This window comes from Streptomyces sp. SID5910, from assembly GCF_009862125.1.
Classification (GTDB): Bacteria; Actinomycetota; Actinomycetes; order Streptomycetales; family Streptomycetaceae; genus Streptomyces.
This window is the reverse complement of sequence record NZ_WWHX01000852.1, coordinates 1-10,856: the sequence shown is the minus strand read 5'-3', so window position 1 is coordinate 10,856 and position 10,856 is coordinate 1. Positions and strand designations below refer to the sequence as shown.

Genomic DNA, 10,856 nt, shown 5'->3' with positions numbered 1-10,856 from the left:
GTCGAAGCCGATGCGCTCGGCTTCGACGGCGTGGAGATCCACGGCGCCCACGGCTACCTCGTCGACCAGTTCCTGTGGTCCGGCACCAACCGCCGCACCGACGCCTACGGCGGCGACCCCGTGGCCCGTACGAAGTTCGCCGCGGAGATCGTGGCCGCGGTGCGGGAGAGGGTCTCGGCCGAGTTCCCCGTGCTCTTCCGCTACTCCCAGTGGAAGCAGGAGGCCTACGACGCCCGCCTCGCCGAGACCCCCGAGGAGCTGGAGGCCATCCTCGCGCCGCTGGCCGCGGCCGGCGTCGACGCCTTCCACGCCTCCACCCGCCGCTACTGGCTTCCCGAGTTCGAGGGCTCCGACCTCAACCTCGCCGGCTGGACGAAGAAGCTGACCGGCAGGACCGCCATCTCCGTCGGCTCGGTCGGGCTCGACGGCGAGTTCGTCAAGGCGTTCCAGGGCGCGGGCGCCGGGCTGGGCAGCCTCGACGGCCTCCTGGACCGCATGGAGCGCGACGAGTTCGACCTCGTCGCCGTCGGCCGCGCCCTGCTCCAGGACCCGCAGTGGGCCGAGAAGGTCCTCGCCGGCCGCTTCGAGGAGCTGGCCCCCTTCGACGCGGCGGCGCTGAAGACCCTGAGCTGACACTGGGTCGGCTCCGGACGCGCATCGGGTGCGTACCGCGGCGCGAGGTCCCCGAGCCGGTGGTGCGCACCGCACCGCCGGTGGGGGCCGTCCTGAGGCGCTACGCCCCCGCCTGATCGCGGCCGGCGCGGGGCGAGGGCCGCGCCGCCGTGTGCCCCCGCCCATGAACCAGGGGCAGGAAGACCTCGTCGACGATCTCGGCGAGGACGGCGTCGGGCACGGTGGGGACTCCGAGCATCACGTACTCGTTGCGCAGCAGCGCCAGAGGCGTCTCGGCGACTCGCGGGTGCAGCGCCTCGGGCGCGGCGTCTCCACGGGCCACCGCCCGGCCGAGCACGGTCAGCCAGGCCGCCTCGTGCGCGCTTTCCGCCGCCGGGTCGCGCAGTTCGGCCAGGAGTTCCGGAGTGCTGCCCGCCGCCGCGATCAGGCCGCGCAGGATCTCCCCGTAGGGGGACGACCAGGTGCTGTTCGCGCGCCGCAGCATCTCCAGGGTGTCGCCGCGCAGCGAGCCGGTGTCCGGCGGCGCGGTCTCGGCCGCGGCCAGTCGGCGGTATGCCGCCACACCGAGCGCGACGCGGTTGGGCCAGCGCCGGTACAGCGCGTTCTTGTTCGTCCCGGCCCGCCGGGCCACTTCGTCCATCGTCAGGGCCGGGACGCCGGACTCCTTCAGCACCTCGGCGGCCGCTCGCAGGATGGCCTCCTCCAGCTCGGCCCCGCGTCGCCGGGTCGCCGGGGCCTGCCGCGGTTCCTCCCTGGCCTGTGCCACCGGCCGTCCTCTCTCGTCCCGCGCATCCGCATCCTCGGTACGCATCGTACTTTCCGGCGTCTCACGCATTCCCTCTCCGGCCTGCTAGGGTACGCCAAGTACCTAATACGGTACGTTGCGTACCGTATATCGTGAGGGGAGTATCCGTCGTGCGCACCTTCGGCATCACTTACGACACAGGCTTCACCAACGCGGGAACCACGACCCGCGAACCCTTCGACCCCGCTGTCGTCCGCCGTGAAATGCAGATCATCCGCAACGAGCTGGGCTGTGACGCCGTACGTGTCACCGGCGGGGACCGCGACCGGCTGGAGACGGCCGCGCGACACGCGGCCGATGCTCAACTGGAGGTGTGGTATTCGCCGTTCACCAACGGCCTCACCACCGGAGAACTCCTGGACTTCCTCACCGACAGCGCCGAACGCGCCGAACGGCTGCGACGCGAAGGCGCCGAGGTCGTCTTCCTCACCGGCTCGGAGATCTCCCTCTTCACCGTCGGCATGCTCCCCGGCGACACGTTCGAGGAACGCGCCGCCGTCCTCACCGACCCGCAGCGACTGCGGGCCGCGCTGCCCGGGCTCCCCGCCCGGGTCAACGCCTTCCTCGGCACAGCGGTCGCCGCGGTGCGCGCCAGGTTCGGCGGCCGGATCGGGTACGCCTCACTTCCGTTCGAGGGCGTGGACTGGACGCCGTTCGACATCGTCGCCACCGACGCCGGCTACCGCGACGCGCAGACCGCCGACCGGCTCGCCGACGGCCTGCGGGCACTGACCGCACACGGCAAGCCGGCCGCCGTCACGGAGTTCGGCTGCACCACCTACCGCGGGGCCGCCGACGCCGGCGGTCGGGGCGACGCCGTCATCGTGTGGGACGACCGCGCCCGTCCGGTGCGGTTCACCAGCCCCGTGGCCCGTGACGAACAGGAACAAGCCGTGTACCTGCGTGAACTCATCGACGCCCTCGACCACTCCACCGTCGACGCGGCCTTCGTCAACACCTTCGCCCGCTATGACCTCCCGCACTCGGGCGCCGACGACCGTGACTTCGACAAAGCGTCCTTCGGCGTGGTCAAGGTCCTCGACGGCAGCCGCACGGGAACCGTGTACCCGGGCCTGCCGTGGGAGCCCAAAGCCGCGTTCCGCGCGCTCGCGGAGTACGGCCGCAGCCGGGTCCACGGTCACTTGTGAGCAGGGGATGCCTTGAGGTCGTTGACGAAGACCGACCAGGCGGCGGCCTGGAAGCGGAGGGTTGCCCCTTCGGGGCGCTTGGAGTCGCGGACGGGGATGACGGTGGCGCCCCCGTCGGCGGCGACTTCGAGGCAGTCGCCGCCGCTGCCGCCGCTGTAGCTGGACTTGCGCCAAGTGGCGTCAGAGTTGCTCCTCATGGGCGTAATCCTGCGCCATCGTCTCGATCAGGGCCAGGGACTTCTGAGGTGAGAGGGCGGAGGCGGTAAGGAGTTCGTAGGTGTGGCGCTGGTACCGCACAGCGGCCGGGTCGTCCTCCAGCCGTCCGGTTCCTACGCCCTCGAAATAGAGGAGTGGAGGTGCGTCCTCGAAGTCCATCAACTTGATGGAGCCCTCCATCGACGCGTGGGCGCCGGCGTCGAGAGTGAGGACCTGCACGATGGCACGGTTTCGCCGAACCACATCGGCAAGGTGGCGCAGGGCTTCTGCCATGACCTGACGCCCACCTGTCACTCGACGCAGCGCGGCTTCGTCGATCACCACCCACAACAAGGGCTCTGTTGGGTCATCGAGGAAGCAGGCCCGTTCCATCCGAGCTGCCACCAGCGCGTCGATCTTCTCGTCCGTGCCTGTCGGCCGATAAGCCCGGAACACTGCTCGCGCGTACGCGGGCGTCTGAAGCAACCCGGGGATAAGCAACGGTGAGTACTGTCGGATGGCCGTGGCCTGCGCCTCCGCCTCCGCGGCCTCCGCGAAGTGCTCGGGGTACTTCGACTTCGCCGCGGCCGCGCAGTTCCGCTGGAAGAAATCCTCCGTGCCCAGTACCTCGTCCAACAGCCGCGCATACTCCGGCTGCATTCTCCTCGTGCCGGACTCCAGTTGGCCGATGAAGGAGCCGCTGACGAAGAGGCGGGCGCCGAGTTCCTCCTGGCTCAGGCCCGCCTTCTCGCGGGCGTGGCGAAGCTCGGCGCCGAGGAGGGCGCGGGGGGACGACGAGGGGTCGAGGTCTTTCGGTCCTGGCATGGCGGCGGGACTCCCTGTCGTACAGCGGGGGTTGTTGGGGTGTCTCGTATGGCCAGGTTAGGGCCGCGGCGGCCACGCTGTGTCGTGAATCACGAACTCAGCGTGGAGGTGAGGAAGGGTGCGGTCGACCGAAGAAGTCGTCGAGTCCTTGCGGCAGGCCCTCGTGGGCGCCGGTGTCGTACTGCCGTCGCTGTGCGTCGATCCGGTGACCGGTGCGAGCGACGCGCCGTTCGCCCTGGTGGACCTGGGGCGGTGCAATGTGCGGGTCGCGGAGCGGCTGGCGTCGGTGGTGCGGGGGGAGTGGCCGCCGGTCGGCACGTACGCCGTGGACGAGCGGGACGGGCGAATCGGGGAGGTGAGGGGGCACGTCGGCGGGTGCGTGCAGTTGCGTCCGATGGCGGGCGGGCGCGAGTGGGACTGTCCCAGCGGCGCGGTGGCGGTGGCGCCGTCGCAGGAGGTGATGCGGGCCCGGCTGCGCAGGACCAACGAGGAGAGCACCGGTACGCCCGGCGCGGCTCAGGCGCCGCCCATGCCGCCCATCGGCTCGATGTCGACGCGGACCGGCGTCCCCCACACGCGCAGCACCTCGTAGTCCGTGAACTCGTGCACCAGCCGGTACGCCATGGCCGCGCGCGGGGCGCGTAGCTGGGCGGCGATGTACAGCTCGGCCTCGCGGCGGTCCCGGCGCGGGGTGCCGCACAGCTGCCACGCCTGGCCGTTCCACAGCTCCGGCAGCCAGCGCTGCTGGGGCTGGGGGCGGTCGCCCCGCATCCCGTAGCGGGACGGCGCCCGCTCGGCGGGCCGGGCCGGGAGGGGACCGCCGCCGTACTCGGCGCGGCGGGCGGCGCGGCGGCGGGTCTCGCACAGCAGGCACAGGTCGGGGGCGGCCTCGTCGACCGGCCCGCCCGGGTGCTCGGGGCAGCGGGTGCTGGGGGCCGCCGTGGTGACGCTCTCCTCCAGCCGCTCCAGCGCACGCTTCAGGTCGGCCCGGATCTCGTGCACCTTGGCGTCCGGTGTGTCGGCGGTCAGGGCCTCGCCGTGCTCACCGAGGAGACGCAGGGCGCGGCCCAGGGCGGTCAGCTGGGCGTGGTTCATGCTCCTCAGGGTCGCACACGGCACCGACGGACCCGCCCGTGCCGTCAGCCCTTCGCCGCCGCCAGCGCGGCCCGCAGGTGACCGTCGGAGTCCGCCAGGAGACGGGCGGCCGTCGGGCCGTCGACGTCGGCCAGCAGGGCCAGGATGGCGTGCTTGACCTCGCCGTCGGTGGCGGCCAGGGCCCGCTCGATCTCCTCGTCCCCTGCGCCGGTGGCGAGCGCGACGATACGCCGGGAGCGGGCACGCAGCTTCTCGTTGGACGCGCGGACGTCGACCATCAGGTTCCCGTAGGTCTTGCCGAGCCGGATCATCGTGATCGTCGACAGCATGTTGAGGACCAGCTTCTGCGCCGTGCCGGCCTTCAGCCGCGTGGAGCCGGTGATCAGCTCGGGCCCGGTGACGACCTCGATGCCGTGCTCGGCGGCGGCGGCCAGCGCGCTGCCCGCGTTGCAGGCCAGGCCGACGGTCAGCGCACCGAGCGCCCGGGCGTGCTCGACGGCGCCGATCGCGTACGGGGTGCGGCCGGAGGCGGACACGCCGACCACCGTGTCGTCGGCGGTGAGGCCGAGGGCGTCCAGGTCGGCGCGGGCCAGCCCGGCGGAGTCCTCGGCGCCCTCGACGGAGGTGACCATGGCACTCGGGCCGCCCGCGATCAGGCCGACGACCTGCCCCGGCTCCGTGTTGAAGGTGGGCGGGCACTCGGAGGCGTCCAGCACACCGAGCCGGCCCGCCGTGCCGGCACCGGCGTACACCAGCCGGCCACCCCGGCTCATCCGGGCGGCGACGGCATCGACGGCGGCGGCGATCTCGGGCAACCGCGCAGCAACGGCAGCCGCCACGGTGGCGTCCTCACCGTTCATCAGCCGCGCGATGTCGAGGGTGGCCATCCGATCGATCTCGGCCAACTCGGGCCGAAACGCCTCGGTGGACATCGTCTCCAACTGGGAACGGAGATCGGGGTGATGGGGGGTGGAGGTCATAAAGGATGCGGCCCTTTTCAACGTGCGATGCCTGTACTAACCCAGGGGCGCGGGGAACTGCGCGATCAACCACAACGAACCCGCAGCCACCCACAAAGATCAAGCCCTACGGTCTCCCGCGCGACCCATGCCGATGAGCCAACGCCTCATAGGACGCCGCCAAAGCCGGCGCAGCCGCCTCGTACGTCCGCTGCGCCACCCCCACGAACAGACAGTCCACCACCAGCAGCTGACTGGTCCGCGACGACATCGCCGCCGGCCGCAGCTCGCTCTCCCGCGCCGTGGACGTGGTCAGCACATGGTCGGCGTACTGCGTGACGGGACTGTCCGGGCGGCCGGTGATCGCGACGGTCGTCGCCCCGCGTTCGAAGGCGGCCCGCAGCGGCTCGATGACGTCCCCGGTCGACCCGGAGTGGGTGATGGCGAGGGCGACATCCCCGGCGCGCAGCTGCACCGCGTTGGTGACGGCCAGGTGCGGGTCGCTCGGGGCGTGGGCTATCAGCCCTATGCGCAGCAGTTTCTGGGTGAGATCCTGGGCGACCAGCCCGGAGGCGCCGATGCCGTACACGTCGGTGCGGCGGGCGGCGGCGAGCGCGGCGACGGCCGCGCCGAGCTGGACGGTGTCCAGTCCGGCGGCCGTGTCGGCGAGCGTCTGCTGCTCGTCGTAGGCCAGCTTGGCGACGACGTCCCCGATCGGGTCGTCGACCGCGATGTCCGTGGTGATGGCGGGCGCGCGACCCGACTGCTGCTGCGCGGCGAGCCCGGCGAGCGCGAGGCGCAGATCGCGGTACCCGGGGTAGCCGAGCAGGCGGGCGGTGCGTACGACGGTGGCCTCGCTGGTGCCGGTCAGCTCGGCGAGCCCCGTGACCGTGAGGGCCGCGCAGCCGGCCGGGTCGCCGGCGACGGCCTCGGCGACCCGCTGCATGGAGCGGGTCATCGACGGCGCGAGTGTGCGCACCTTGGCCGCGAGGGCGGCGGGCGCGGGCGGCGCGCTCCCGCCTCCGCCGGCGCGGCGGCCACCGGACGCGCTCGCGAAAGTTTCCTTCACTTCATCGGTCACTCATGAAAGATATTTTCGTTTCGGTCCTCGGGTCAAGAGTGCGCACAATGGGGGCATGGACCCCATCAGCCCCCTGGAGCAGGCCCTGCACGCCGCGCGCGCCCTCGTGCTCGCCGACCTGGTGGCGGGCCAGGTGGCCGAGGCGGACGTCGTGTCGCTCGTCGAGGAGTCCGTCGTGCAGCGGCGCTGGTGGGTCGAGCAGTGGCCCGAGGGCGTGGAGTTCGTGGCCGGGCTGGTCGCGCAGGACGTCCAGGACGCCCTGCTGGAGCGGTACGGCCGCTGGCCGCTGTGCCCGGTGTGCGGCTCCGGCGACCCGCACGCGCTGGACGTCGAACCGGAGCTCGGCCCGGACCCGCACTGGGTGTGCGGCAAGGCCGGGGTGAAGGTCGCGGCGGTCGGCTCGCTGGGCACCGCCCTGGGCGGCACGCAGTCGTCGTGAGGACGCCCCGGTGACCGTCTACATCGATCCGCCGACCTGGCCGGGCCACGGCCGCCTCTGGTCGCACCTCGTCAGCGACGTCTCCTACGCCGAACTGCACGCGTTCGCCGAGACCCTGGGCGTGCCCCGCCGCGCCTTCGAACGCGACCACTACGACCTGCCCGCCCACCGGTACGCGGACGCCGTGTCCGCCGGCGCCCTGGAGGTCAGCAGCCGCGAGGTGGTGCGGCTGCTGCACGGGGCGGGGCTGCGGCGGCGTAAGGGCACGGGTCAGCCGCGCGAGCCGCGCAGCTCGTAGGCGTACTGCTCCTCGTCCTCGCCGGCGACCCGCGTGAAACCGGCGCGCGCGATGACGGCCTGGGACGGCAGGTTGCCGGGCTCGGTCCTCGCGAACACCGACGTCACCTCGTCGCGCTCCAGCGCCCACGCCGACAGGGCGCGCAGGCCCTCGGTGGCGTACCCGTGGCCGCGGGCGGTCTCGGCGAGGTCGTAGCCGATCTCCACCCGGCCGTCCTCGTCGGGCGCGCCGTGGAAGCCCATGCCGCCGACCGCCCGCCCGTCCTCGGTGCGCACGAGCGTGAACACGCCCCACTCGGGCCGGTGCACGCCCGCCTCGTACGCCTTCAGCAGCATCCCGGCGGCGTCCCGCGTGCCCTGGTACGGCCCGCCGTCGACCCACGCGAACCCGCCGTCGCCGCCCGCGGCGAGGTCGGAGGCGGCGGCGGGGGTGACGCCCTGGAGGGTGAGGCGTCCGGCGGGGATCACGAGGTTGTTGTTCCAGCGCCACCCGTCGAGCGGGGCGCGGCCGGGCAGTTCGCCGCGGCCGGTGGCCCACAGCAGGGTGCGCCAGTGGTCGGGGCCGGGCTGGACGTGCGGGAAGATCCGGGTCAGCACGTCCTCGCACAGTGCGGCGGGCGGCTCGTAGGCCAGGCCCAGGCCCTCGGCGATGTCGTGCGTGTGCGCCAGCACCTCGGTGACCCCCATCGCGGCGAAGCCCTCGCGGTTCGCGCTGCGGAAGGGGTACGGGTGGAAGGCGCGGACCTCGCGCGGGGTGGTGCGGACGGTGGCGGCGAGCAGCGCGCCGGTCGTCTCGATGACCTGGAGGACGCCCTCGTTGCCGGTGCCGTCGTCGAGGGTGATCTCGAAGGGGACGTAGGCGCCGGTGGCGCGTCCGGCGAGCTGGCCGGCGTAGGCGATGAGGTCGCTCGCGATGTGCTCCGCCGTGTACCGGCAGCTCCACTCCAGCCGGCCGGCCCGCACCCCCTCCCAGTCCCGGTCCGTCGCCGTGCGCAGCAGCGCCACCGCGCCCGCCACGGCCTCTTCCACCTGATCCCCGCCCATGGTCCGCATGCCGGGCAGGCTACGGGGCCGGGTCACCGTCCGGCGACAGCATTTCCAGCTCTCCGGCGAGGTTGTGGCGGGCGGTCGCCTCCCACGCGCGGCGGCCGTACGGCGTGCGGAACAGGGCGGGCAGGGCGAGGAGTTGGCGGAGGATCGCGGCGCGGCCCTCGCGGAAGGCGTCGTTCGGCACGAAGTGGTACTCCTCGCGGACGGCGGCCGTGTAGGCGGCGTACGCCGACGGCGGCGAGGCGAGGACCGCCAGGTCGGCGTCGCACAGCACCTGGCCGTCGCGGTCGTCGTCGGCGGGGTCGTGCGACACGGTGAGCCGCACCAGCCGGGCCACCTCGGCGGTCGTCTCCGCAGGCACGCCGGCCTCGGGCAGCGCGCGCTCGGCCAGCCGCGCCGACCGCTCCTCGTTCTCGGACCGCTCGGGCAGGTACACGGCGTCGTGGAACCACGCGGCCAGTCGTACGGCGTCCGGGTCGTCCGCGTACCGCTCCAGCTCGTCGACGCGGTCGAGGACCGCGGTGAGATGGGTGAGCGTGTGATAGCGCCGCTGGGGCTCCTGCCAGCGGCCGAGCAGGTTGTCGGCGTACGGCGCCGGGTCCGGACCGGCGTCGGAGCCCCGGGCTCCGTTCAGGGCACGGGCGAAGCGGGCGCGCAGGGCGTCGAGATCGGCCATGCGCTCATTCTCCCGGGAGTGTGACGACAGGGCCTAGCGTGGAGCGCATGACGACTCCTGCCGACGTGAACGACGTACGCGACCCCGAGCTGCCCGGGCGGCTGCTCACCCTCGAACGGGACGAACTGGTGCCGCTGCTGCGGTCCCGGGCGGACGGCGACTTCGCGCTGCCGGTGGCGGCGTGTCCGGGCTGGACCGTGCGGGACGTGCTGGCGCACTGCTCGGCCGCGCTGATGCGGGTGGTCGAGAAACGCTTCGAGAAGGGCGTCTTCTCGCCCGCCTCCAACGACCGCGACATCGCCGAACGCGCCGACTGGTCGAACGCCCGGATCGTCGACGAGCTGGAACGCGGCATGACCGAGGCCGGGCCGGTGATCGGCCGCGCGGGCGGTGTACTGGACCGGGTCGCGCTGGGCGAGTGGGTGCACGCCGGTGATCTGCGGGTGACCTTCGGCGAGCCGGGGGCGTACGCGGGGCGCGGGCTGCCCGACGCGCTCACCCTGCTGACCACGGTGACCCGGGACCTCGGACACGTCCCGCTGCACGCCGACCTCGACGACGTGGACGAGCCGCTGAAGCTGGGCGAGGTGAGCGGTGAGCGGCCGCCGGGGCGGTACATCGGCGACGCGGCGACGCTGGTGCGGCTGTACGCGGGGCGGCCGGTGGACGCCGGGGCGGGGTACGAGCTCGCCGGGGTGGAGGCGGCGGAGCTGAACATCTTCGGCGACTGAGGCGAGCGCGCGGCGGCGGGGCGTAGGCTTGGATTGGACTAGACCTGTAGCGGTCCGGACAGCCGAGCACGCCCGACGAAGCCGACGAAGCCCGACGAATGGGGTCCCATGAGCAAGCGAGCAGTCCTGGAGGTGATCGCCCTCGACGTCGAGGACGCGGTCGCCGCCCAGGCCGGAGGCGCGGATCGCCTCGAACTGGTCACCGACATGGCGGCCGACGGGCTCACCCCGTCGGCCGGGACCGTCGCCGCGATCCGCGCCGCCGTCGACATCGACCTGCGGGTGATGCTGCGGCTCGCGGACGGGTTCGCCGCGGGGGACGTCGAGCGGCTGGCGGGGATCGCCGGGGAGATGCGGGGGGCCGGGGCGGACCAGTTCGTGCTCGGGTTCCTCGACGCGGAGGGCGACGTGGACCTGCGGGCGGTGGAGCGCGTCGCCGGGGCGCTGGAGGGATGCCGGTGGACGTTCCACCGGGCCATCGACCGGGCCGCCAACCGGGACGCGGTGCGCAAGGCCCTGGCCGACTTCCCCGGGCTGGACACGTATCTGACGGCCGGGGCGGCGGGGGGAGTCGGCGAGGGCCTCCCGACGCTGCTCGCCGAGGCGCGGCGGCGGGGGGAGCCGGGGTACGAGCAGCAGCTCCTGGTGGGCGGCGGCCTGTGCCTGTCCCACGTCCCGACCCTGCTGGACGCGGGCATCGACGGCTTCCACATCGGCGGCGCGGCGAGACCCTCCGGGTGGACGGGCCCGGTCTCGGCACCTGCGGTGGGGGAGTGGCGGCGGGTACTGGGCGGATAGCGACGTGTCCGCCCGGCCGCGGGCAGTCGTGCCGGCGCCGGCGCGGCCGACACAGCCGCGGGCAGCCGTGCCGGCGCCCGCGTGGCCTACGTAGCTGCGGGCAGTCGTGCCGCTGGGGCGGCAC

14 protein-coding genes and 1 pseudogene are annotated in these 10,856 nt (G+C 73.3%); 7 read left to right on the top strand and 8 right to left on the bottom strand.

Annotation, left to right across the window (positions count from 1 at the left end):
* The coding region (locus tag GTW67_RS29960) for an oxidoreductase (RefSeq protein ID WP_524539837.1) at positions 1-633 on the top strand (633 nt) is incomplete at its 5' end.
* Between the two features lie 100 nt (positions 634-733).
* Here the strand turns inward: GTW67_RS29960 and GTW67_RS29955 are convergent.
* The gene (locus GTW67_RS29955; RefSeq protein ID WP_161167889.1) at positions 734-1,399 is read right to left on the bottom strand and encodes a TetR/AcrR family transcriptional regulator C-terminal ligand-binding domain-containing protein; all 666 of its coding nucleotides are present in this window, start codon (positions 1,397-1,399) and stop codon (positions 734-736) included.
* Between the two features lie 149 nt (positions 1,400-1,548).
* Here GTW67_RS29955 and GTW67_RS29950 point away from each other — a divergent pair, with 149 nt between their 5' ends.
* Positions 1,549-2,586, top strand: coding sequence for a glycoside hydrolase family 113 protein (locus tag GTW67_RS29950; protein ID WP_161167891.1), 1,038 nt, complete (start codon positions 1,549-1,551; stop codon positions 2,584-2,586).
* Here GTW67_RS29950 and GTW67_RS29945 read toward each other — a convergent pair.
* The gene (locus tag GTW67_RS29945; protein WP_161167888.1) at positions 2,577-2,783 is read right to left on the bottom strand and encodes a DUF397 domain-containing protein; all 207 of its coding nucleotides are present in this window, start codon (positions 2,781-2,783) and stop codon (positions 2,577-2,579) included. The two genes, GTW67_RS29950 and GTW67_RS29945, sit on opposite strands and share 10 nt — an antisense overlap.
* On the bottom strand, positions 2,767-3,606 hold the full coding sequence (locus GTW67_RS29940) for a helix-turn-helix domain-containing protein (protein WP_161167887.1): 840 nt from the start codon (positions 3,604-3,606) through the stop codon (positions 2,767-2,769). The genes GTW67_RS29945 and GTW67_RS29940 overlap by 17 nt, the downstream gene beginning before the upstream one ends.
* Positions 3,607-3,724: 118 nt before the next feature.
* Here GTW67_RS29940 and GTW67_RS29935 point away from each other — a divergent pair.
* Positions 3,725-4,102, top strand: a pseudogene (locus GTW67_RS29935) (hypothetical protein); the annotation flags it as partial.
* 20 nt (positions 4,103-4,122) lie between these two features.
* On the opposite strand, the gene GTW67_RS29930 reads toward GTW67_RS29935, so the two are convergent.
* From GTW67_RS29930 to GTW67_RS29920, 3 genes are all read right to left on the bottom strand, one after another.
* Positions 4,123-4,701 (bottom strand): hypothetical protein, encoded by a 579-nt coding sequence (locus GTW67_RS29930; RefSeq protein WP_161167886.1) that lies wholly within the window; start codon positions 4,699-4,701, stop codon positions 4,123-4,125.
* A 44-nt stretch (positions 4,702-4,745) separates the two neighbouring features.
* Complete coding sequence (gene murQ, locus GTW67_RS29925; RefSeq protein WP_161167885.1) at positions 4,746-5,681, bottom strand: N-acetylmuramic acid 6-phosphate etherase; 936 nt, start codon at positions 5,679-5,681, stop codon at positions 4,746-4,748.
* Between the two features lie 106 nt (positions 5,682-5,787).
* Positions 5,788-6,741, bottom strand: coding sequence for an SIS domain-containing protein (locus GTW67_RS29920; protein ID WP_161167884.1), 954 nt, complete (start codon positions 6,739-6,741; stop codon positions 5,788-5,790).
* Positions 6,742-6,796: 55 nt separating this feature from the next.
* Here GTW67_RS29920 and GTW67_RS29915 point away from each other — a divergent pair, with 55 nt between their 5' ends.
* Complete coding sequence (locus tag GTW67_RS29915; protein WP_161167883.1) at positions 6,797-7,180, top strand: DUF8819 family protein; 384 nt, start codon at positions 6,797-6,799, stop codon at positions 7,178-7,180.
* A gap of 10 nt (positions 7,181-7,190) precedes the next feature.
* A complete protein-coding gene (locus GTW67_RS29910; protein ID WP_161167882.1) occupies positions 7,191-7,478 on the top strand; it encodes a DUF4031 domain-containing protein in 288 nt (95 codons plus the stop codon).
* Here GTW67_RS29910 and GTW67_RS29905 read toward each other — a convergent pair.
* Entirely contained in the window at positions 7,451-8,530 is a 1,080-nt protein-coding gene (locus GTW67_RS29905; protein WP_202437879.1) for a GNAT family N-acetyltransferase, read from the bottom strand. The two genes, GTW67_RS29910 and GTW67_RS29905, sit on opposite strands and share 28 nt — an antisense overlap.
* Positions 8,531-8,540: 10 nt before the next feature.
* Positions 8,541-9,203: an HD domain-containing protein gene (locus GTW67_RS29900; protein WP_161167881.1), complete on the bottom strand. Its 663-nt coding sequence runs from the start codon at positions 9,201-9,203 to the stop codon at positions 8,541-8,543.
* Positions 9,204-9,250: 47 nt separating this feature from the next.
* Between GTW67_RS29900 and GTW67_RS29895 the strand changes: the two genes are divergently transcribed.
* Complete coding sequence (locus GTW67_RS29895) at positions 9,251-9,934, top strand: maleylpyruvate isomerase family mycothiol-dependent enzyme (protein WP_161167880.1); 684 nt, start codon at positions 9,251-9,253, stop codon at positions 9,932-9,934.
* Positions 9,935-10,042: 108 nt separating this feature from the next.
* Positions 10,043-10,732, top strand: coding sequence for a copper homeostasis protein CutC (locus GTW67_RS29890; RefSeq protein ID WP_161167879.1), 690 nt, complete (start codon positions 10,043-10,045; stop codon positions 10,730-10,732).
* The last annotated feature ends 124 nt before the right edge of the window (positions 10,733-10,856 follow it).

Coding starts and splice junctions, on each gene's coding strand:
- GTW67_RS29945 (WP_161167888.1), bottom strand. CDS start 2,783: ATGAGGAGCAACTCTGACGCCACTTGGCGCAAGTCCAGCTACAGCGGC.
- GTW67_RS29940 (WP_161167887.1), bottom strand. CDS start 3,606: ATGCCAGGACCGAAAGACCTCGACCCCTCGTCGTCCCCCCGCGCCCTC.
- GTW67_RS29930 (WP_161167886.1), bottom strand. CDS start 4,701: ATGAACCACGCCCAGCTGACCGCCCTGGGCCGCGCCCTGCGTCTCCTC.
- murQ (WP_161167885.1), bottom strand. CDS start 5,681: ATGACCTCCACCCCCCATCACCCCGATCTCCGTTCCCAGTTGGAGACG.
- GTW67_RS29915 (WP_161167883.1), top strand. CDS start 6,797: ATGGACCCCATCAGCCCCCTGGAGCAGGCCCTGCACGCCGCGCGCGCC.
- GTW67_RS29905 (WP_202437879.1), bottom strand. CDS start 8,530: ATGCGGACCATGGGCGGGGATCAGGTGGAAGAGGCCGTGGCGGGCGCG.
- GTW67_RS29900 (WP_161167881.1), bottom strand. CDS start 9,203: ATGGCCGATCTCGACGCCCTGCGCGCCCGCTTCGCCCGTGCCCTGAAC.
- GTW67_RS29895 (WP_161167880.1), top strand. CDS start 9,251: ATGACGACTCCTGCCGACGTGAACGACGTACGCGACCCCGAGCTGCCC.
- GTW67_RS29890 (WP_161167879.1), top strand. CDS start 10,043: ATGAGCAAGCGAGCAGTCCTGGAGGTGATCGCCCTCGACGTCGAGGAC.